Genomic DNA, 23,034 nt, shown 5'->3' on the forward strand with positions numbered 1-23,034 from the left:
CTAGTTCCTTGCTAGTCTTCTACTTTCTCAAATAATAGAGCAAGCCCAATTCCACCCCCAATTCCTAATGTCGCAATTCCATATTTCATACGTTCTCTTTGCGCCTGATAATACAAGCGTGTTACAAGCATAGCCCCAGACGCACCGTACGGATGACCAAGTGCAATTGCACCACCATTTATATTGAGCTTCTCATATGGAATTTGTAATTCCTTTGCACAAGCAACAATTTTCGAAGCGAATGCTTCATTCATCTCAATACAATCAATATCTTCTATTACTAAATTCATTTCTCTGAGTAGTTTTTGTACTGCGAATATCGGACCAGTTCCTGGGAGATTCGGGTCCACTCCAACTACAGCACTGTGAACGAACCGAAGAACAGGCTTATATCCTAATTTTCGAGCTTGCTGTTCTTCCATTACAAGAACAGCACATGCTCCATCATTTACACCACACGAATTTCCTGCCGTCACAGTACCATTTTGTAAAAATACAGGCTTTGTTCTCTTAATTATTCTTTCATAATTCATTTCTCTCTTTATTGGTTCGTCCAACATTCCATTAAAATCCCCAGATAATATTTCCTCTTGTAAATATCCTTTTTCTAATGCTTGCAGCGTCCGTTTATAACTAAGACAAGCGTATTCATCTTGCATTTCTTTTGTTATGTTATACCGCTCTGCAACATACTCAGCCGCCAATCCCATATCAGGGTCTCCAATTGTTTCAGGTGAAAACCGCGCTCTATTTTGAAAAGGTGACGTACTTGTACTCTCTACTCCTCCAGCAATATAGCAATTACCGGCACCACCCCCGATAAGATGACACGCAGTACGAATTGATTCCAATCCAGCACCACATTGCCGGTCAATCGTTACACCAGGTATATGATAACCAAGTCCAGCTTCTAATGCAGATAATCTTGCAACATTACCTCCTGGTCCAACGACATTACCTAATATGACATCATCTATTTCACTCTCAATCCCTTTACTTAAAAAAGTAAGAAGCGGTGCAGCTAATTGCTGAACTTCATAATCTTTGAACATCCCATTCTTTTTGCCAATAGGCGTCCTTTTCGCTTCTACAATAACCGCTCTATTCATATATTTTCTCCCGTTTTTCGAATATACTTTTTGCTGCAATGCGAGCTACTTTCCCGCTACTCGTATAAGGTATTTCATCTACAAAACACCATTCTTTAGGTATTTTAAAAGATGATAGTCGTTGTAAGCAGTAGCTCTTTAATTGTTGCTTTGTAGCACTTCCTTTGACTATTGCGACAGGCTTTTCACCCCAATAACTATCTTTTATACCAACAACAACAATTTCTTCAACAGCTGGATGCGTATATAACACACTTTCTATCTCCTCTGGGTAAATATTAATTCCTCCAAATAGAATCATATTTTTTTCTCTACCAACTATATATATAAAACCTTCCTCATCTTGATAGCCTACATCATGCACTGTCATCCAACCATCTTTGGTCAATTGCGGGATTATAGCTCCATCCGATACATAGCCCATAAAAAACTGATCACTTTTTACATAAACAGTTCCTACCTCGCCTACCTGTATTTCTTCTCCAGCTTCATTACCTATTCGAACTTGTACATTATGACAAGGTTTCCCTACTGAATTCGGCCTTCTTTCACTCTCTTCATCGACCAATGCTGTTACAAAACTTAGCTCAGACGCACCATAAAATTCATATCTTTTTGCATAAGGAAACATATTCATTATTTTTTCTTTCGCTTCAGCTTCCCATTTCGCTCCTGACGAAATAATTTTCATTTCACTTTCAATTACTTTATTTTCTTTATACAAAGACTCAAGCATTGTCGGGACTGTATACATTACGGAAATATTCTCAGTTTCTAACTTGCACAACACTTGATCTGGAATAAACTTTCTCATAACGTGTACCGTTTGACCTAAATACAATGCACTTATTACACCATATAAGAAAAGAGAATGAACAAGTGTTCCAGCTATTAAAATAGAATCTGTCTTTTTCATATGAAAGTCATGTACATTACAATGAAAACTATGGACCCATGATTGTTGCGCACGTAAAAACGCTTTTGCTTTTCCTGTTGATCCTGATGTAAATCCCATATAAAAGGGAGCATTTTGTACATTTTCTACAAGATGATATGCAGGAAGATATTTCTCTATCATTTCTTTCCATTCATCAATCTCAACTACTCTTTCTTCTTCCCCCGGTATATCATTTAACTTATACTGTTCCGTCACAATAATATCCGGGTTACTAATTGCTATTCTTTCCTCAAGCTCACCCTGTTTCCACTTTATATCTAACGGTACACAAATCCAACCTGCCATCGCTGCTCCGGCAAATATTTGTAAAAATTCAATACGATTTTCTAAAACTATTGCAACTGTTTTATTCTTCGATTCTTTTTCATTCAACCAATTTGCTACTCTACAAACTGACTCGAACCAATCTTTATATGTTAAAACTCTATCATTTTCTTTAATCGCTATTTTATTCGGTTGTAAAGAAGCATATTTTTTGTATTCTTCTGTAATTCCCATATGAGACTTCCTTTCTTTACAAAATAACAAAAAGAAACACGCGATTAACGTGTTTCCCCTCTTTCTTATCCCGCATTTGTAAATTTTCCATTTTTCAAAGCAGGCGTAATAATATGTTTCAATGAACGATGTAATTTTGTCACGAGAATTGCTGCTATAATCGCTTTTATGCAATCACCTGGTAAAAACACGACACTTACTTTCATCGTTTGCCATATGGAAATATCCATTACGAAAGCTTGTACAAGAATACCAAATACATAAACAACGAAAATACCACCAATTATATTTATGCATAATACTTTTATAATAGAAACTTCACGTAAACGCTCAATTAAATAACCAATTACAAATGCACCAACAATATAACCAAGTAAATATCCTGCACTTGGACCAACAAATACTCCTGGACCTCCACGCCCGCCAGCAAGTAGTGGCGCTCCAGCACCTACAATAAGTAAGAAAATAAGCTGACTCAGTGCACCAAGGCGTGATCCTAACAATCCACCCGCAAGCATAACTCCAAGTGATTGTAATGTAATAGGAACTGGTGTAATAGAAAGAGCAATTGGAGGTATTAATCCTAGCACTCCCATAATAGAACTAAATAAAGCGACGAAAACTAAGTTTTTTGTATTCATGTGTACTTCTCCTATTTGTAAACTTAAAAATAATTTCAGATAACATATTACAGGTGTTATCTTATCTTTCTACTTACCTTTTGTCAACTTAATTATATTATAAGTTTACAAGCGGAGATTTCCTTTTCAAATTCATTTACCTTTATGCAAATGCTCAAGCTCTTTCCTAAGCGCCTGTTTTAAAAACTTTCCAACAGATGTTTTCGGTATTTCTTCCATAAATACAATATCGTCTGGCAACCACCATTTTGCAAACTGTGGTTTTAAAAACTCATATAGTTCTTCTTTTGTAACAGTACTATTTTTCTTTTGAACAACACAGGCAACTGGGCGCTCTTGCCACTGCGGATGAGGTACTGCAACAACAGCCGCTTCAAATATAGCATCATGTGCCATTAAAGCATTTTCAAGATCAACTGAGGAAATCCACTCTCCCCCGCTTTTAATAACATCCTTCGTACGATCAACAATTTTTACGCAACCTTCCTCATCGACTGTAACGACATCGCCAGTATATAACCATCCATCACGGAACCCTTCCACCGTACGCTCATCGTTATAATAGCTTGCAGCGATCCAAGGTGCTCGTAAACATAGTTCTCCCATTTCAGTACTATCCCACTTCACTTCACCCTCTGCACCAACTACCTTCATCTCTACACCAGGAACAAGATATCCTTGCTTCGAACGAATCTCCAGTTGTTCTTCATACGCCAAATCTGTTTCGTAGCTTTTTAGACGCGCAAGCGTTACAAGTGGACTTGTTTCAGTCATGCCATATGCATGTACGAAAGGAACATTATATTTTTGCTCAAATGCTTTAATAACACTTTTCGGTGCAGCTGCACCTCCGCATAGTATTCTCGTAATACTAGATAAATCGTAACTATTATTTTCTAACTCTTGTAAAACACCGAGCCAAATTGTCGGCACACCCGCTGCTATCGTTACTTTTTCTGTTTGAATCATTTCTAATAAAATTTTCGGAGTAAACATCGGTCCTGGAAGAACTTGTTTTGCCCCAAACCAAGTTGCTGCAAAAGGAAGTCCCCAAGCATTCACATGAAACATTGGTACAATGGCCATCGCTGCATCACTTTCTGATAAAGCTGTCGTATCTGCTAATCCGAGTGCCATACAGTGCAGCACTGTGCTACGATGTGTATAAACAACACCTTTTGGATTTCCTGTAGTCGCTGACGTATAACACATACCCGCAGGTGTAGTTTCATCAATATCTTTTACAAATTGGAATTTCGGATCGCCTTCTGCTAAAAGTTTCTCATAATGGAATACAGGATGAAGTGTAGTTTTTGGGAGCTCATCTTTATCAGTCATAATAATATATGCTTGTACAGTGGATAATTCAGATTGGATATTCTCAATGAGCGGTACAAGATCTTCATCAATAAGTAAAATGCGGTCTTCTGCATGCTGAATAATATATGATATATGTTGAGGAGATAAACGAATATTAATTGTGTGCAAAACGGAAGCAATACCTGGAATAGCAAAATATGCTTCCACATGTCGATGATGATTCCACGCTAATGTTCCGATGCGCTCACCTTCTTTAATTCCAAGATTTGTTAGCGCACTTGAAAGTCTTCTTGTCCTTTCTCCTAGCTGCTTATACGTCAATGTCGTAACTGTATCATGTGTCCGTGAAATGATTTCTTTCTTCGGGAATAGTTTTTCTGCCCTTTCCATCATAGAACTAATTGTTAGCGGTACATTCATCATCATAATGTTTACAGCCTCCCTTTAAAGCGTTTTCATTTCGTTCATTATAACAGACTTCTACAAATATTTACGATATTTTTCTGTATTTTCTGAATTATTTCTTTGGAAATAATTCAGAAACAAAAAAACATGTCTTGAATACAATGATCCAAAACATGTTTTTTCATATTTATAAATTATCTACCTTTTTTCTCACTTTCTTTTTCAGTTTAAAAATGAAACGATTACTATATTCTTTATTTTCCACTAAAATTCTGTACGTTTCTAACACTCCCAAAACACGAACAAAAAGATAGAAACCAATCGCAATAAGTACAACGCAGTAAGGATAATACTGTACTAACTCTCCTGAAGTGATACGCTTCTTCTCAAATAAAAATGGTATTGCACCCGCTGCTATGAAACAAAATCCAACGATCACTACTGCAGCATACTTCTTCTTAATAGTCGCATATCTTTTTGTCAATTCTTTTAGAAAGTTTTGATCAAATAATAGTTCTTCCTTTTTTAATACATTGTATCGACTCTCTTCTATCGTTACAGGTACCATCATTGCTCCAATTCCAAGGACAGCAATAATAATTACAAGGAATGTAGACATTGTTACATTTTCCTTAAATAATAAATACGGTATTGTAGATAAAATGAGCAAACTAAATCCTAACGCGATATATTTAGAAATTTTTTGTCCATACACTACATAACCTTCTGCCATTTCCTTACTTACGTAATAGCCATGTTCCTTTTCATTACTTTGCTCAGCGGTTTCTTTTAATAAGTAATCAAGGGATACTTCAAATACATTTCCAATCATTATTAATTTTTCAGTTTCAGGAAAACCTTGACCGTTTTCCCATTTACTAACTGCTTGCCTTGTTGTGTTTAATTTCTCAGCTAACGCTTCTTGAGAAAGGCCCTTTTCCTTTCTTAACTTAAAAAGTTTTTCACCAAATCTCATATGTGTGTCCCCCTTTGTTTTCTTAACTAAATTGTATGTAAACATTGCTTTTATCTCTATCTTCCTGCGGTTGCACTTTGTCAACTTACGGTTGCGATTGTGTTATATAAGGTGCTTATATACGATTTAACTGTCTATCTTGTATGTTTACAACCTCACCAAAAATCAGCCTCTACAGTAACCAATTATAACAATTAAAGGGAATATTTGTTATAATAAATAAAAAAATCTCCCCTAAACAATTTAATTTAAAGGAGGTTTCCATATAAAACTTTCTATTCATTTATATATTAGGTTCTCGATATACTATATCTTTCCGTATTACGATACTTACCTTTAACGAACAAATCCTCTTTAATCGTACACTCATACTCCATATTCAATCGTTTCATTAATCTCTCAGATGCTTCATTTTCTGAATTACATCTCGCTTCAATGCTATTAAGATGTAACTCATTAAAACCATAGCTAAAAAAAGCTAACGCAGCCTCGATAGCTAATCCTCTTCCCCAATATTTTCTTAATAAGGCGTATGCAATTTCTGCTTTATGTGTAGTTTGATCATATTTTATAAATCCACACGTTCCTAAAAGTTTTTGTTCCCCTTTTAATACGATTCCAAGGGGAGCTACTTTTTCTTTCTCATATTGACTCACAATTTCTTCTATAAATTTGTATGTGTCATGTAACGATTGATGAGCATCCCATACAGTATAAGTTGTCAGCTCATTATCTGAGGCATACTCATATATATGTAAAATATCACTTATATCAAGTTTTCTTAATATGAGACGTTCCGTATACAACGTTGGATACGACCAATTCTCAACAATCATAACGGCTTTTGTTTAAACTTTTCATAATTTCGTACTTTTAATAAAAGGATATGACCACAATCCGTACAAACGTAAGCATCTACCGGAGATGATGTAAACATCGTCTCTTTTTTCCGTATTTGTGCATAACCGACAAACTCACCTTCTCCTATATTATGAGAACCGCAATTAGAGCATGTCTGCACGTCGTTCTTCCTCATGAGAGCACCACCTTTAATCTATTTCTACTTCCTTCGACAGTGCACTTCCAATTCCCTTCCAAAAAACCTGTAATTCTCTTAAATTGCAACAGGAATCCTAGCACAAAAATCGTATTTATACTATGTATTATATTTATTGATGGAGGAATTTTATGAATACTATTATGACATTCGATATAGCAAAAGAAATTGAAAGCGCAGAAATTGATATGCTCTCTTCTAGATTAAAGGCATTACAAGCGATAGCAGAAAATCCAATGCAAGTACAAATAGAAAAATTCGGAAGTGCAACTGCATTCTCATCAAAAGTAATCTCTGGTCCTACTTTTAATACAGTAAAAGGCATTACATTTACAAATACAAATGAGATAGATGAAATCATCTCTTATTATCGTTCACTACAAATCACTTGCCGTTTTGAAATTACACCAGCTCAAGCCACAACTGAACTATTTCAATATTTATCACAAAAGGGATTTTTTCAATCTAGCTTCCATACAACTTTATATAATAAACCTAGACAAAATTCATCTCCTCTTCCTTCTAATATTTTGGTACGCAAACTCAAAGAAAATGAGTTTCATACTTTTGCAGACATTTATGTTCGAGGATTTAATATGCCATCATTTACAAAAGATGGCGTTCGTCAAAATAACGAAATTCTTTATAATCAGCAGGGATGGCATTTTTTCATAGCCGAAGTGCAAAATATTCCAGCAAGCATCGGTGTCATATATATAAATAAAGGCATTGCCTCACTAGCTGCTTCTGCTACTTTGCCAGAATTTCAGTGTAAAGGTTGTCATACTGCATTAATTCAGAAACGAATAGAAACAGCTATAGCAACAAACTGTCATTTAATAGTCGGACAAACTCGATTTGGTAGCAGTAGTCAAAATAACATGGAACGCGCTCATTTGAAAATCGCTTATACAAAATCAATATGGACTGCGAAATACTTATAATTAACTTTCTTTTTCTTACCATTACGAATGTATACATTTTATGACAATTCCATTTCTACCCTATTAATCATTTGAATATTCAAACTTCATTTGTTACGCTATTACTAGATACATCATTCAACTTGCTATATGAAAAGAGAATTCTAATCAAACTACATGGAGGAGAAATGTATGACAAAGCATGAGCATGGTTTAAAAGAAAAAGTAGAAGGTACCATTGATAAAGTAAAAGGCGAAGTAAAGGAAGTTGTCGGGAAAGTAACAGACAATAAGAAATTACAAGCTGAAGGAAAATGGGATAAGATAAAAGGTACTGCCAAAATTACTGTCGGTAATGTAAAAGAAAAAGTACATGAATATAAAGAGCATAAAGAAAATAAATAAAAAAGAGCCAAATGGCTCTTTTTTATTTATTTTCGCTCTTCTCTAACACATACAAATCTTCTTCAATATTAGATAGTTTTTCAGTTACAAGTTTTCTTGCATCTCCAATTGCTTGATTGTATGCAAATGGTCCTACTAACTTTATCATTTCTTCTATTAAACGTTCTGCTTGGAAACGTCCAATCTCATCTAAATCTTCTTCAACGAAAAACTGCTGGATTTGTGCTACAAGCTCTTCTTTTTTATCAGTCGGTATTTTTATGTTCATCATCATTCGTTACTCCTCTATATTTAAGATAATACTTTTCTTAACTCTACCATAGAAAAGCGATTTCCTGGACAAGTTTTTGTAACTCCTTCTAATTCACGATGACCAAGTATATTTTCTTTACTTATAGAAAATTGATTCATTAATGTCTTGCATAAAGAATATAGTGAATTCATTTGCGCAGTAGTAGGATCGTATGTATCAAAATTTCCCGTCATACATATTCCAATTGTATCACTATTATTATCTTTCGCATGTGCTCCAATATGTAAACCTCGTCCTTCGACTACAGTTCCATCTTCTTCAATAAAATAATTGTAGCCAATTCCGCTCCACCCTCTTACTTTTTGATGAAATTCGTGAGTTTTATACACATCCCATCCAACTTCTGACGTATGGTGGATAATAAGTTTATTTACTTTTTCTAAAGGAACTAACTCATCTTGAAATGTTATATTTGCACATTTAATTTCCATATGAACGTCCTCCTCTTAAAAATCGATCATAATAACTGTTTTATCATCTGGTCTTATTCTGTTTTCCCCTTCTAACTCTTCAATGATTGCTACATATTCTTTTATACTATTCTTTCTTATATATGCCACAGTTTGTTCTAGTGACCAATCTGAGTGAAACAATCCGTCTGAACAAATAACGATCCCACTTACGTCGGCTACATGTAATTCCCCATGTTGTAAATAGATCATCGCTTCCTTCATACCATTTGCGACTGAGTAGCCATTCGGCATATTTGCAAGATAACGATTGTATTTTAACTGCTCTCGAACATCCTGAAAAACGTGTTCTTCCGGTACAGATAGCCCTTTTTTACGGTCTTCTTCTCTTTTCTTTTTTGCGCGTTTACTAATTCCTTTAACTGTATCTTTCGTTAATACTTGCATCGTTCCATCTTGATGTATCGTAACAATCATACAATCACCTAGCTGCACATATTCAAGTTTCTCGCCATCTACTCGAACTGCTGCTATACATGTACACCATAAATGATCTTTTTTTCCCGTATCAACCTTATATTCTAGCATTTTGTTCTGCAATAATTCATTCGCTTTTGCAACTGCAACTTGTAAACTGATATTCTCCCGTAACGAAGTAAAATAACTTGCAAATAAACGCGAAGCGATGTATGCCCCATTATGTCCTTCTTCATCACAAAATGGGACAAGTGGCGTTGCACCATCACATACACCGTAAACTATATTATCTTCATTACAAAAAAATGAATCCTCACATTCGTGTTTTAAAGGACTTTTCTTTTGATACGTTGTTATCTTCATTTTTTGTATCCCCTTCCAAATTGTCAAATACTCAAACTTTTTAGATTAATCTAATTTCTCGAAATAAACTGTTTTCCCCTAAAACTTTTAATTTCATATATAATCTTGAAATAATATGATTATTTAATGAAGGACGGGAAAAAGATGGTCAGATTTCTTGGTGTTATTTTTGGTTCTGTTATTATTGCAATTGCCTTTAATCTTTTCCTTATCCCCCATAAAATTTTAAGTAGTGGAATTGGCGGAATTGCTATTATTTTAGGAATTGTAACCCCTGTAAACACAGGTATTATTAACTTCGTATTGAACTTACCAATCCTCATTTTAGGATACATAGGTCTTGGAAAAAAAGTAATTTTTAACACAGTTGTCTCTGTAATTGTATTATCTGTTGCACTATATTATATTCCTGTAAAAGTCGTAGCAACAGATCCACTTTTATCATCTGTATTTGGAGGTGTTATCGCCGGAGCTGGTATTGGCCTTGTCTTTAACTGCCATGGTTCAACTGGTGGTTTTGATATTATCGGTATGTTGTTATCTCGTAAAAGAGATATTAAACTTGGCGGTTTCCTTATTCTGTTAAACACAGTTGTTGTTGTCATTGCAGGATTTTTCTTCACCTGGGATGTAGCACTAACAAGCTTACTTTCAATTTATGTAACTGGTAAAGTAATTGATGCCGTTCATACGAAACATCGTAAAGTTACACTTATGATTGTAACAAATCAAGCTGAAGAAATGAAAAAGAAACTCCTTTCTACTGTTGTACGTGGAATCACACTTCTTGACGGCGAAGGTGCTTATTCAAACGAGAAAAAACGTGTACTTATGACTGTCGTTTCACGTGAAGAGTTAGCAAGTATGAAACTAACTATTTCTGAAATTGATCCTCATGCATTCGTTAATATTACAGAAACTGTTGAAGTATTAGGATTGTTTAGAAAAGCGTAAAAAACTAGGTGGAACTCCACCTAGTTTTTATTTTGCATAAATTCAATTCTATTTCCAAATGGATCTGATACGTAAAATCTAATTACATCTGGGCGTGCATTATCATCTATTACCTCAATACCTTGTTGTATTAATTCTTGTTTAAATTCGTCAATTTTAGAAACATAAAAAGCTGGATGCGCCTTTTTAGCTGGTATAAAGTTTTGCTCGACTCCGATATGAATTTCTTGATTTCCACACTTAAACCAACATCCTCCACGCTTCTTTAACTCTTCTGGCTTCGGAATTTCCTCCATACCAATTTTATTACCATAAAATTCTCTTGCTTCTCCCTCACATCCTACAGGTGCCGCTACTTGTACATGATCAATTCCTTGAATATAACTTTTCATTTTTCTCCCCCTCTTCTATTCTAATGTTATAACGAAAACACATTCATGTAACTTACAGAAAATTAATAAAGCAATATAAGATTCTCTTATTACTACCTTTTATACCTTCTACTAATAATAAAAAAAGAAATTTTATTATGTAATTTCCATTTTTTATAGAAATACATGTCACACCTATATTATAGTTATTAATAGATCCATCTTTTTTAGATGCTAATTGTACGGAGGAAATATTATGAGTCGTAAAAAATATTCATCTACTCAAAAAAAGCGTCATCCGAATGTATCTGGACGCTTGCGAAACCATATACAAAGTCGTTCTTTAGCAGAAATGTATGCCTCTCTTTTTGAACATAATCCTGATAGTATTATTTCATTGAGTTTAGAAGGAGTTATTTTACATATTAATCCCTCTGCTGAAAGAATATTAGGTTACACTTCTCACGAATTAGAGCGTAAAACAATCACTTCTATTTTAGAAGCACATATTTCTGATCAAGTGCTACAATACATAAAAAATACTGTAGCTAATGATCAAAAAGAGTATATTATCTCTATTTATCATAAAGACGGATATTTACTAGATGTCGTAACAAAATTAGTTCCTATTTTTGTTGAAAACCGTTTAACAGGTGTATACGCCATTATGAAACCCCTTGAAAAATCAGATAGAATTGAGAAAGTATTAAAAGATAGTGAGAAACGATTGCGCACATTAATGAATTCAATGCCTGCGTTTGTTATATTTAAAGATCATGAAGGACGCTGGCTTGAAGCGAATGACTATGCACTTTCTTGCTTCGATTTCCATAATGTACCCTATCACGGAAAGAAAGATGGGGAACTCATTCAATATAACGAAGCGTACCGAGAAGCTTTTTTACATTGTGAAGAAGTTGATGAACTAACATGGCAAAAAGGACAAATTCTTCACGGTGAAGAATTTATTATACATAGAGATGATTTCGACCTAATTTTAAGTATTTCAAAAGTCCCACTCTTCCACCCTGATGGCTCCCGCAAAGGTCTTATAGTGATGGGAAGGGATGTTACCGAACTAAAGGAAACTGAAAAATTATTAAGAAAATCCGAAAAGCTTGCAGTAGTAGGACAACTGACAGCTGGAATTGCACATGAAATTAGAAACCCGCTAACTTCATTGAAAGGATTTTTAACATTATTACATCCAGAGATAAATGAGGAAAATAAATGGTATGTAGACGTTATGCTAAGTGAAATTTCACAAATGGAATCCATAACAAGCCAATTTATGGCGATGTCTAAACCACAAGTGCTTGCTATTCATACTTGCAACATACAAACATTAATTGAAGAAGTAGTAACTTTTATTTTACCAACTGCTATTATGCATAGCGTTCATATCATTATGGACCATTTTAATCATACTTCTGACATTCAATGTGACAGTAATCAATTAAAACAAGTTTTTATTAACATATTAAAAAATGCCATCGAGGCGATGCCAAATGGCGGTAACATCTTCATCCAAACAACATCGTTAGAAAATGATTTTATTTCAATACGCATTATTGATGAAGGATGTGGAATACCTGAAGAGCGCATGTCACGTCTTGGAGAACCTTTTTATAGCTTAAAAGAAAAAGGAACTGGTCTCGGCTTAATGATATGCTATAAAATCATCCAAGAGCATCACGGAAAATTATTCATTTCAAGTGAATTAAACAAAGGAACAACTGTTGATATCCAATTACCCATCGCTGCATCTCAGCCTGTAACAAACTCTTAACTATGCTATGTCAATATAATAAAAGATACCTACTAGTTGTTATAAGTATTTCAGTTATTATGGAAAACATCTAAAATAACACGCTAAAAAGCTCAAAGTCCCTATATGACTCTGAGCTTTTTTTGTATAAAACGCATTTCATTACATCCATTCTCTTCCATGTTCACGAATGAATTTAATATCGGTTTCATAATGTTCAAGGTGTCCTTCATCTATCATTTTTTGAAAGTTCATATCGCCTTCTTTAGCTTTTCTTTTCATGTATTTACATAACCCTTCTAATCGGAGCAATACCATCTCCAAATAATCTTCTTCCATATCATCACCGTATGATTCAAAAAACAATTTAACTCTTTGCTTTATACAATCAGCATGCTGTAATGAATTATAATAAACTGCCTCACCTGTTTCTGTATAATAAACTCTACTTAAAGGGACACAAGTGTAAAGAGTATACGCTATGTCCCAAAGTCTTGGACCCGGAGCAGCAACATCAAAATCGATAATACCTACTGGTTTTTCGTTATTAAAAATAATGTTGTATATTGCAAAATCATTGTGGCATACAACCTCTATTTTATTTGGAGTATTATCCATCGGTTTCCAATCATCTAATAACGGAAAGTCACTCACAGCATCATGATAAAGACGGAGCATCTTCGCTATCTCTTTTAAAACATCATTAGACCTCATGTATTCTTTTAAAGGATAATTACCAGCTTCTCCTTCAAAAAATGATAATATCTCTCTATCTTTTTCATCAATCCCTAAAAACTTTGGTGCATAACTAAACCCTTTGTTTTCCAAATGGTTTAATAGGTTATGAATTTTTGTACTGCCCTGCTTTAATTCTCGTCGAACAGTATCTTCTGAACGATATACGTTTGAGACATTCCCTCCCGTTAGCATTTCTTCATTTTCGTAGTTTGACATCTAATAATTCCCCTCCATTATTAAAAAATCGACACTCTTAAAACAAATTGCCGATTTTTCTACACTCCTGCTCATTAACACAACAGGAACCCCTTTGCTTTTCTTCATATTTTAACATAACTTTCCTGTTCTTTTTCACACCCTGAATAGCAACAAAAAAATCGAGTATAAAATCTTTATGATTTCACACTCGATTTAGCCTATTATTTATGCATGTGGAAACACTCTTTCATACCACTCTGTTGCTTTTTCTACTTCATTAATCGTTAATTGATGCCCTCTATTCTCCCAGTGCATTGTTACACTAACATTCGCATTTTCTAGTAACGCCTTTAATTCCTCTGACTCTGCTGATGAACAAATCGGATCATTTGTTCCAGCAGCAATAAACACTTTTTTCTCTACTAAATTAGGCAGTTCTATCCCTCTTCTCGGTACCATTGGGTGGTGAAGAATGGCACCTTTTAATGCATTTTCGTAATGGAATAATAAACTCGCTGCAATATTTGCTCCATTTGAGTACCCAACAGCTACAATATTATCTCTATCAAATCCATATGTTTTTGCTGCTTCATTCAAAAATTCATTCAATTCCTTCGTACGGAAAACGAGATCCTCTTCATCAAAAATACCTTCTGCTAATCTACGGAAGAAACGAGGCATTCCATTTTCTAACACATTCCCACGAACACTTAATACAGAAGCTTCGGGATCAATTCTTTCGGCAAGCGGTAATAAATCTAATTCATTTCCACCCGTACCATGTAGCAATAATAGTGTTGGTTTTGACGCATCTTTTCCTTTTTGAAAAACATGTTTCATCATTATCCTTTATCCCCTTTCAATCACTTATATAATTAGTCTAATTCTCTTACTTCAATTGGTAATAGTACTTGTTCAATCTGTTTTCTATGTGGTTCATATCGCTCAGGAAGCATTAATTCTTCACCCATCGTTGCTTGCGTTTCATCATGTGCAAATCCCGGAGGATCCGTTGCAATTTCAAATAAAATTTCCCCGTGCTCTCTAAAGTAAATGGCATTAAAATAATTTCGATCTTGAACAGGAGTAACACCATATCCGAAGCGTGAAACATGTTCTTTCCAGTCTAATTGATCAGCATCATTAATAGCTCTCCATGCAATATGGTGAACCGTACCAACACCCATTTGCCCGCGTCCAATAGAATTTAACTTTAAATCAATTACATTTCCAATTTCAGCTGAAGAACGGAATCGAACAAACTCTCCCTCTTCTCCAACTTTTTCAAGTCCCATTACATGTTCTAACAGTTCGGCAGTTTTTTGAGGCTGTGCAGATAAAAGGACAGCACCACCAAATCCTTTAATCGCAACTTCTGGCGTAACTCCTCCAAAACTCCAATTATTCGCTTCGCCGTCTTCTCTTTCAACAATCTCTAGATGCAAACCATGCGGGTCATCAAATTCTAAATACTGTTCTCCAAAGCGGGTCATTTTTGTATATGAAATATCGAAGTGCTCTAATCTCTTTTCCCAAAATCCTATAGTACCTTTAGGTACAACGTATGAAGTTATTCCTACTTGCCCATCTCCTATGACACCTTGTTGAGCACCTGCCCAAGGGAAAAATGTAATAATTGTTCCTGGCTTTCCTCCTTCATCCCCAAAGTAAAGGTGATACGTACCTGGATCATCAAAATTCACTGTTTGTTTTACTAAACGCAAACCTAATACACCTGCATAGAAATCTACATTTTCTTGTGGATGACCTACGATTGCTGTAATATGATGAATCCCCATTGTTTTCTTTTCCATTTCGCCCACTCCTTTTTTTATTTCATTTTTAAAGAACTGCTATACGCTAAAATTCATTATTCATTTTGTCCATTTGATTAAGTTCAATCCGTAATGTCATTTTATCTCGAATTTGAGATACCCCTTAAAAACTCACACATTCCACCCTATTTAAAATTATCTCGAATTCGAGATAATTAACAAAAAAAACTACATTTCCTACAATATGCTTAGTTTACTATTATATAAAATATCGGTTTTATTATTTAGAATACCTTCGAAATTATCTTGAATTCGAGATTTATTATAATCTAATTATTTTTCATTGTCAATGAGGATCCCGTTTAATTTTTTCATCAAAAATATTTTTCTGACAACTGCTGTATATTAACTATATATTATAAAAGGTACAAACGACAAGCGGAAATATTCGAGCAATATTTTTCTAACTTCCCTATATTCCTATAATCAAAAAAGCCATACAAATGTATGACTTTTGACCAACATTTTTTATTTAGCTACATCCTTACACATTTACTTCTCGCTTACATCGGGAAACAATTCCGAAAGAGAAATCACCCTCCCAGTCTCATCTTTAAACACAATATGCTCTCTCGTTAAATGGCGCGGACTCTTTACTCCCGCTGCCGCTGCTAATGAAAACAAACTATATCTCATACTAATTATATAGTTCATTACTCGCCATTTCTTCTCATACGGATCTAACGCTTTTTGATAGTGAGGATTCGTCGTCGCAACACCTGATGGACATTGTCCTGAATTACATTGGAGTGCCATAATACAGCCGCTTGCCATCATAAATCCACGGGCTGAATTTACAGCATCTGCTCCAATTGCTAAAGCGATTGCCACTTTATCTGGTGTGACTAATTTCCCGGAGGCAAACACCTTTAATTTATCCCGGACCCCATAATGATTCGCTGTATCAATAAATGTAATTAATGCTGGAATAAGTGGAAGTCCCATACTATCTGCCATCGATTTATACGTTGCACCTGATCCACCTTCTGAACCATCGATTGTAATAAAATCTGGATAGATGTTTAATTCTTTCATTGTTTTCAATAAGTCTTCCAACGGCTCCTGTTGACCAATTACAATTTTCATACCGACTGGTTTACCGCCGTTTTCTTGCAAATTTTGAATAAAATATAAAGCCTCTACCGCATTATTAATAAATGAAAATCGATTTGGCGAATTAATCGTCTCTCCTTCTCGTACTTTCCGAACGGAAGCAATTTTCTCATTTACCTTCTGTCCTTCTAAATGACCACCACGTATTTTTGCTCCTTGCCCAAATTTCAACTCAAATGCTTTAATATTGCTTTCTCTCGCTTTTTCAATAAATTCCTTCATTGAAAAATTACCATCCTCATCACGATATCCGAATAACCCCGGACCAATTTGTGCGATAATATTTGCACCTGTATGTAAATGTTCTGGTATTACGCCCCCTTCCCCAGTATTAATCCATGAACCACCTGCCATTTTCGCTCCAAACCCAGTTGATAAAATATAATTTTCTCCAATTGCACCGTAAGAAGTCGCTGATGCACCGAACATGCCATGTAGTTTCCATGGATATTTACGATTTTCACCGACTATAATTGCATCGTCTTCTTCGTATAACCAAAGGTTTGTTGTATCCGCTGTCAATTTCTCTCTTCTTGAAAATAATCCCTCTTTTTGAATCACATACTTTTTTCCCTCACGCTCTTGCGTTAGATTCACACTTAATTCATCTGTTAATGTTGGAAATAATGTATTAGCAATATAATAGCCAGAAGCATCAAAATCTCGTTTTGATCCAAAACCAAGTATTTCAGAACGATATTTTGCTAAAAACATAACACTTTGAAAATCGTAACGCGAAAAAGGTTTTCCATCAGTATCATGGTCAAACCAATATTGCCGGAATTCCGGTCCTATCTTTTCAAGTAAATAGCGCATCCTTCCTAAATATGGATGCAATTTTAATATAGAATGATGCGTCCGTTTTTTAATAAAAAATGTAATGATAAAAAAGATAATTAGAAGTAGCATCAAAAAGAGCAATATACTAATAATAACGAGTAGCGCTTCATTCATTCTGCGTCCCCCTATATATGAAGTTCCATAATAAAAAGAGAACACTCGATGTGTTCTCTTTTTATCCTTATTCACACTAACGTAGCAAGATGCTCTTTCGCATCATATTCGACTAAACTTTCAGCATTTTTAATTCGATGAACAAAATCTGGGTTCGCAATTAACGGTCTTCCAAATGCCACTACATCAATTGTTCCCTCTTGCAATGCTTCTTCTGCCTCTTTCGGATTCAAATTCCCTACTCCTACGATAGTACCATCCCAATATTTTCTTACTAATTGATGAAAATTCTTTCCGTCAGCAATAACTGTTGTATAATTCATCGTTGACGGATGGATCATTGTTAATCCAACTTCTTTGAACATATTTACAAAAGTCTCAATCGCAAGTTCTGGATTTTCCCACATATAAGTAGGGTTATCACCTTTAAAGGCAGAGAAGCGAAGAAGTATTTTATCAGCTCCAACTGCTTCTATAACAGCCTCTGTTACTTCTTTCATAAATGTTAGCCTTTGCTTTAAGTCTCCACCGTATTTATCTGTTCGCTTATTCGCGAATTCATAAGTGAATTGATCAATTAAATATCCGTGTGCACCATGAATTTCAACGCCATCGAATCCAGCTTCGATCGCATTTTTCGCAGCTTGTGCATATTGACCGATAACTTCTTTTATTTCTTCTATTGTCATTGCCTCTGGTGTATCAAACGGTTTTCGGAAACGCGGAACATTTCCCTCTGCAGCGATTGCTGACGGTGCTTGCGGCAATTGGCCACCAATTATTTCATGATGACTCATGCGTCCGACATGCCATATTTGCGCAATAATCGTTCCGCCTTCTTTATGTACTGCCTCTGTAACAGGCTTCCAAGAATTCACTTGCTCTTTCGTATAAATACCTGGTACTCCTGGATTCCCTTTTGCTCTTGGGCTAATGACGATTCCCTCTGTAATAATTAATCCAACCCCATCAGCAGCACGTTTTCGGTAATACTCTACTACGTCAGCACCAACTACTCCCGTCTCATTATTTGCAAAACATCTCGTCATCGGTGCCATCGCTATGCGATTACGAAGAGACCAAGATCCAATTTGAATCGGATCAAATAGCTTCGTTTCTTCAACGTTTTCAAAAGCTCCCCAATTATTTATATTTGTTCCTGCATAAATATTTGCTGCTTTATTGTTTGAACTTGCCATTTTTCTTCCCCCTTATAAAAAACTTACTATAATCGCATCATACTTACTTTTAAATAGTAACGTCAATTTATACGCTCTTATCTAGAAATATTCGTATATAGAAAAAAACCCCTCTAACAATAGAGAGGTTCCTCCTTATATACGAATCTCTTTCTCAATCGTTTCTCGCGCTAAAAGAAAACTCATAATAACTTGCGCTGCTACTCGGCTCGTCATATCTCTAAAATCAAGAGTTGGATCAATCTCTACAATATCCATCCCTTGAACGAGCGGCTCTTTTCCAAGGAATTCAATCGCATCAAGTAAAGTCGTACTATCCATTCCTCCAGGGCCGATTGCTGGACAACCTGGCGCAAACGCTTGGTCTAATACGTCCATATCAAGAGAAATATAAATAGAAGTCACGCCTTGTTTTCTTAATACTTCAATACTTTCTGTAATAATATCTTTTATTTCTCGCTCTCTTACATCTTTCATTGTATACACAGTCACGCCATGCTCTTTTGCATATTCATGATACGCCCGTGCATTTGAAAAATTACGAATCCCAATTTGAACGAGTTGTTTTCCTGTAATGACATCATTTTCTAGTAAACTACGGAACGGTGTACCATTTGATGGGCCACCATCATCTAAATTACGTAAATCATGATGGGCATCAAATTGAATAATACCGATCTTTCCTTTACTATTTGCAAAACCACTTATACTCGGAAAACTAATAGAATGGTCACCACCAAGAACGATTGGTATCATTTTCGGATTCACTTTCGTTAAGTGACCAACTGTTTTCGCGATTCGATTATGACTTTCTTTTATATCTGTAACATGCATCGTAATATCACCGCAATCATACAGGACACTTTCTTTCATGTCGTGTTCTTCTGTAATTGCATATGTGCTATATGCATCTAACATTGAACGAATCGTTTTCGGTGCAAAACATGCCCCTGAATGACTAATGGATGGTTTAGAAAGAGGTGCTCCAATTAAGGCAGCACCGAATATTTCTACACCTTCCTCCCAATCTTTAATCATTTCGCTCCATTTCGTCACTTCACGATCGATAAACTTTGCATTCTTCTTTAAATAGTGGCCGTGCTCCACGATTGTTCACCTCTTGTATATGCGATATTACCATTCTTCCATACTGTATTTACATGACTAACACCGTAATGGTACGGTACGTAAGCATAATTATAAGCATCCCATAAAACTAAATCTGCCTTACGACCAACTCTAATTTTCCCCGCTACATCACCACGATTAATTGCGTGAGCAGAGTTAACTGTTACCGCATTCCAAACTTCTTCTGGTGTCATTTTCAGTTTCAGCATCGCAATGCTCATAATAAGCTGAATGTTTTCAGTTGGACAGCTACCTGGATTAAAGTCTGTAGCTAAAGCAACCGCAACACCTTCATCAATCATTTTGCGTCCACGTGCGAAACTTTCTTTATTTAAATAAAAAGTTGTTCCTGGTAATAATGTTGCTACTGTATTAGAATTTGCAAGCATTTCAATTCCTTTATCAGAAGCGCCAACTAAATGGTCCGCTGATGCTGCACCAATTTCAGCCGCTGCTTCAGCACCACCAAGAGGGTCGATTTCATCTGCATGAATTTTCACATCAAAGCCAAGTTCTTTCGCTTTTAATAAAAATTCTTTTGATTCTTCTACAGAGAACACGCCTGTTTCACAGAAAATATCAACGAACTCAGCTAATTGCTTCTCTTTCATTTCTGGTAATAAATCTAGCATCCATTGTAAAAATTCTTTTGATTTTCCTTTGTACTCTTTCGGAACTGCATGAGCACCTAAAAATGTTGAAACTAAATCGATTGGATGCTCTTTTTGTAATTGTGCAGTTGCCTCTAATTGTTTCCATTCCGTCTCATCATCTAATCCGTAACCACTTTTCGCTTCTACAGTTGTCACACCGAAAGATAGCATACGGTCTAAATGGAATTTTGCTTTTTGAACAAGTTCTTCTTTCGATGCCTGTTTCGTTGCATTTACAGTCGCAAGAATACCTCCGCCTTGTTCTAAAATTTCTAAGTACGGAACTCCTTGTAATTTCAGCGCAATTTCATTTTCACGAGATCCACCAAATACAAGATGCGTATGCGGATCAACAAGACCAGGAGAAACCATTTTCCCGCCGCAATCAATAACCTCTTTCGCTTGTAATCCTTTTGCTTCTTCCGCTGTTCCAACGAAAGTAATTACGCCGTTTTCAATTCCAACAGCACCGTTTTCAATAACAGGAAGCGTGTTCATCGCTTCCCGTCTTAACAAGCCATCTTCTTGATCCATTGTTAGTAATTGACCGATATTTATTAGTAAAGTGTCCAGCATGTTTCTTCCCCCTTATTTCATCATTGGAATGTTAACGCCTTTTTCTTTCGCTGTTTCAACAGCTAAGTCATATCCTGCATCAACGTGACGAACAACACCCATACCAGGGTCAGAAGTTAATACGCGTTCAATACGTTTTGCTGCTGCTTCAGTTCCATCTGCAACAATAACCATTCCAGCATGAAGTGAATAACCCATACCAACGCCACCACCGTGGTGAACAGATACCCAGCTCGCACCGTTTACACTGTTAATTAATGCATTTAAAATTGGCCAGTCTGCTACTGCATCACTACCGTCTTTCATCGCTTCTGTTTCACGGTTTGGAGATGCTACAGATCCGCAATCTAAATGGTCACGACCGATAACGATCGGTGCCGATAATTCACCATTTGCCACCATTTCATTAATGATGCGGCCAAATTTTGCACGCTCTCCGTAACCAAGCCAACAAATACGTGATGGAAGACCTTGGAACTCAACTTGCTGACGAGCCATACGAATCCAATTACATAAATGCTCATTATCCGCGAACTCGCGTAAAATAACTTCGTCTGTTTTATAAATATCTTCTGGGTCACCAGAAAGAGCTACCCAGCGGAATGGTCCTTTTCCTTCACAGAATAACGGACGGATAAATGCTGGAACGAATCCCGGGAAATCGAAAGCATTTTTTAATCCTTCATCGAAAGCAACTTGGCGAATGTTATTTCCATAATCAAATGTAATCGCGCCCTTCTCTTGCATTGCAAGCATTGCTTCCACATGTTTTTTCATACTTTCTTTTGATAATTGTACGTAACGTTCTGGATCTTCTTCACGAAGTTTCGCTGCTTCTTCTAATGTGTAACCTACTGGAATATAACCGTTTAATGGATCATGAGCAGATGTTTGATCCGTAACTAAATCTGGCGTAATATTGCGCTTCACTAGTTCTGGTAAAATCTCTGCTGCATTTCCTAACAATCCAATTGAAATTGGTTCTTTCTTCTCTTTATACTCGTTCGCAACAGTTAATGCCTCTTCTAAAGATTCTGTATACATATCACAATATCTCTTTTCGATACGACGATCGATGCTGCGCTTATCAACATCAATAGCAATTACAACACCGCCGTTCATCGTTACAGCAAGAGGTTGTGCACCACCCATACCACCTAAACCAGCAGTAAGTGTTAATGTACCTTTTAATGAACCATCGAAATGTTGACGTGCCGCTTCACCAAATGTTTCATATGTTCCTTGTAAAATCCCTTGTGTTCCAATGTAAATCCAGCTACCCGCTGTCATTTGTCCGTACATCATAAGGCCTTTTTTCTCTAGTTCACGGAAGTGATCCCAGTTCGCCCACTTCGGTACTAAGTTTGAGTTCGCTAAAAGAACGCGAGGTGCATCTTCATGTGATTTAAAAATTGCAACCGGCTTTCCTGATTGAACAAGTAACGTTTCATCACTTTCTAACGTTTTTAATGAATCTACAATTGCATTGTAGCTTTCCCAGTTACGAGCTGCACGGCCAATTCCGCCATATACAACTAATTCTTCTGGTTTTTCAGCTACTTCAGGGTCTAAATTGTTCATTAACATTCGAAGTGCAGCTTCTTGAACCCATCCTTTCGTTTGTAACTCAGTACCTCTTTGCGCACGAATTGTTTGTTTTACTTTTTCCATTTCAATCTCTCCCTTTTCTCG

Annotated in this window: 23 protein-coding genes; 4 read left to right on the plus strand and 19 right to left on the minus strand. The window is 35.8% G+C overall.

Annotated features, from left to right (window positions below; all coding sequences use genetic code 11):
* Window positions 1–11: 11 nt before the first annotated feature.
* From MR109_RS00875 to MR109_RS00905, 7 genes are all read right to left on the minus strand, one after another.
* Complete coding sequence (locus tag MR109_RS00875) at window positions 12–1,109, minus strand: acetyl-CoA C-acyltransferase (protein ID WP_242270604.1); 1,098 nt, start codon at window positions 1,107–1,109, stop codon at window positions 12–14.
* Window positions 1,102–2,565, minus strand: a complete 1,464-nt coding sequence (locus tag MR109_RS00880) for an acyl-CoA synthetase (protein WP_242270605.1) — start codon at window positions 2,563–2,565, stop codon at window positions 1,102–1,104. Before MR109_RS00880 ends, MR109_RS00875 begins: the two co-directional genes overlap by 8 nt.
* Window positions 2,566–2,630: 65 nt before the next feature.
* Entirely contained in the window at window positions 2,631–3,206 is a 576-nt protein-coding gene (locus MR109_RS00885) for a biotin transporter BioY (protein ID WP_071718094.1), read from the minus strand.
* A gap of 132 nt (window positions 3,207–3,338) precedes the next feature.
* Entirely contained in the window at window positions 3,339–4,952 is a 1,614-nt protein-coding gene (locus MR109_RS00890; protein ID WP_098473869.1) for a long-chain fatty acid--CoA ligase, read from the minus strand.
* A gap of 166 nt (window positions 4,953–5,118) precedes the next feature.
* Window positions 5,119–5,907 carry a helix-turn-helix domain-containing protein gene (locus MR109_RS00895; protein ID WP_308197267.1) on the minus strand — a complete coding sequence of 263 codons (789 nt, stop codon included), beginning with the start codon at window positions 5,905–5,907 and terminating at the stop codon, window positions 5,119–5,121.
* Window positions 5,908–6,197: 290 nt separating this feature from the next.
* Window positions 6,198–6,743, minus strand: coding sequence for a GNAT family N-acetyltransferase (locus MR109_RS00900; protein WP_242270613.1), 546 nt, complete (start codon window positions 6,741–6,743; stop codon window positions 6,198–6,200).
* The gene (locus MR109_RS00905; RefSeq protein WP_048371406.1) at window positions 6,740–6,943 is read right to left on the minus strand and encodes a hypothetical protein; all 204 of its coding nucleotides are present in this window, start codon (window positions 6,941–6,943) and stop codon (window positions 6,740–6,742) included. Before MR109_RS00905 ends, MR109_RS00900 begins: the two co-directional genes overlap by 4 nt.
* A 152-nt stretch (window positions 6,944–7,095) precedes the next feature.
* Between MR109_RS00905 and MR109_RS00910 the strand changes: the two genes are divergently transcribed.
* Complete coding sequence (locus MR109_RS00910) at window positions 7,096–7,908, plus strand: GNAT family N-acetyltransferase (RefSeq protein ID WP_242270615.1); 813 nt, start codon at window positions 7,096–7,098, stop codon at window positions 7,906–7,908.
* A gap of 171 nt (window positions 7,909–8,079) precedes the next feature.
* Complete coding sequence (locus MR109_RS00915; RefSeq protein ID WP_025148056.1) at window positions 8,080–8,292, plus strand: CsbD family protein; 213 nt, start codon at window positions 8,080–8,082, stop codon at window positions 8,290–8,292.
* A 22-nt stretch (window positions 8,293–8,314) separates the two neighbouring features.
* Here the strand turns inward: MR109_RS00915 and MR109_RS00920 are convergent, their stop codons facing one another.
* Genes MR109_RS00920 through MR109_RS00930 form a run of 3 tightly spaced genes read right to left on the minus strand, consistent with a single transcriptional unit; the run spans window position 8,315 to window position 9,855 of the window.
* On the minus strand, window positions 8,315–8,566 hold the full coding sequence (locus MR109_RS00920; protein ID WP_242270618.1) for a DUF2164 domain-containing protein: 252 nt from the start codon (window positions 8,564–8,566) through the stop codon (window positions 8,315–8,317).
* Window positions 8,567–8,583: 17 nt separating this feature from the next.
* Window positions 8,584–9,036, minus strand: a complete 453-nt coding sequence (locus MR109_RS00925; protein WP_071718097.1) for a peptidoglycan recognition protein family protein — start codon at window positions 9,034–9,036, stop codon at window positions 8,584–8,586.
* A 15-nt stretch (window positions 9,037–9,051) separates the two neighbouring features.
* A complete protein-coding gene (locus tag MR109_RS00930; protein ID WP_242270627.1) occupies window positions 9,052–9,855 on the minus strand; it encodes a protein phosphatase 2C domain-containing protein in 804 nt (267 codons plus the stop codon).
* Between the two features lie 144 nt (window positions 9,856–9,999).
* Here MR109_RS00930 and MR109_RS00935 point away from each other — a divergent pair, with 144 nt between their 5' ends.
* A complete protein-coding gene (locus MR109_RS00935; protein WP_242270629.1) occupies window positions 10,000–10,809 on the plus strand; it encodes a YitT family protein in 810 nt (269 codons plus the stop codon).
* 20 nt (window positions 10,810–10,829) lie between these two features.
* Here the strand turns inward: MR109_RS00935 and MR109_RS00940 are convergent, their stop codons facing one another.
* Window positions 10,830–11,201, minus strand: a complete 372-nt coding sequence (locus tag MR109_RS00940; protein ID WP_242270631.1) for a VOC family protein — start codon at window positions 11,199–11,201, stop codon at window positions 10,830–10,832.
* Window positions 11,202–11,436: 235 nt separating this feature from the next.
* Between MR109_RS00940 and MR109_RS00945 the strand changes: the two genes are divergently transcribed.
* Window positions 11,437–12,969 carry a BA3702 family sensor histidine kinase gene (locus MR109_RS00945; RefSeq protein ID WP_048371431.1) on the plus strand — a complete coding sequence of 511 codons (1,533 nt, stop codon included), beginning with the start codon at window positions 11,437–11,439 and terminating at the stop codon, window positions 12,967–12,969.
* Between the two features lie 141 nt (window positions 12,970–13,110).
* Here MR109_RS00945 and MR109_RS00950 read toward each other — a convergent pair whose 3' ends face one another.
* From MR109_RS00950 to hutU, 8 genes are all read right to left on the minus strand, one after another.
* Complete coding sequence (locus MR109_RS00950; protein ID WP_242270633.1) at window positions 13,111–13,902, minus strand: phosphotransferase; 792 nt, start codon at window positions 13,900–13,902, stop codon at window positions 13,111–13,113.
* Window positions 13,903–14,109: 207 nt separating this feature from the next.
* Window positions 14,110–14,727, minus strand: a complete 618-nt coding sequence (locus MR109_RS00955) for an alpha/beta hydrolase (RefSeq protein WP_178939165.1) — start codon at window positions 14,725–14,727, stop codon at window positions 14,110–14,112.
* 32 nt (window positions 14,728–14,759) lie between these two features.
* Window positions 14,760–15,698 (minus strand): ring-cleaving dioxygenase, encoded by a 939-nt coding sequence (locus MR109_RS00960; RefSeq protein WP_048371435.1) that lies wholly within the window; start codon window positions 15,696–15,698, stop codon window positions 14,760–14,762.
* A gap of 513 nt (window positions 15,699–16,211) precedes the next feature.
* The gene (locus MR109_RS00965) at window positions 16,212–17,786 is read right to left on the minus strand and encodes an FMN-binding glutamate synthase family protein (RefSeq protein ID WP_178939163.1); all 1,575 of its coding nucleotides are present in this window, start codon (window positions 17,784–17,786) and stop codon (window positions 16,212–16,214) included.
* A 71-nt stretch (window positions 17,787–17,857) separates the two neighbouring features.
* A complete protein-coding gene (locus MR109_RS00970; protein WP_242270638.1) occupies window positions 17,858–18,985 on the minus strand; it encodes an alkene reductase in 1,128 nt (375 codons plus the stop codon).
* Between the two features lie 135 nt (window positions 18,986–19,120).
* Window positions 19,121–20,092, minus strand: a complete 972-nt coding sequence (gene hutG / locus MR109_RS00975) for a formimidoylglutamase (RefSeq protein ID WP_048371439.1) — start codon at window positions 20,090–20,092, stop codon at window positions 19,121–19,123.
* Window positions 20,071–21,342, minus strand: a complete 1,272-nt coding sequence (gene hutI, locus MR109_RS00980; RefSeq protein ID WP_002172924.1) for an imidazolonepropionase — start codon at window positions 21,340–21,342, stop codon at window positions 20,071–20,073. The genes hutG and hutI overlap by 22 nt, the downstream gene beginning before the upstream one ends.
* Window positions 21,343–21,354: 12 nt before the next feature.
* A complete protein-coding gene (gene hutU, locus MR109_RS00985; RefSeq protein WP_178939158.1) occupies window positions 21,355–23,013 on the minus strand; it encodes a urocanate hydratase in 1,659 nt (552 codons plus the stop codon).
* Between the last annotated feature and the right edge of the window lie 21 nt (window positions 23,014–23,034).

This window comes from Bacillus cereus group sp. BfR-BA-01310, from assembly GCF_022664325.1.
GTDB classification, from domain to species: domain Bacteria; phylum Bacillota; class Bacilli; order Bacillales; family Bacillaceae_G; genus Bacillus_A; species Bacillus_A paramycoides.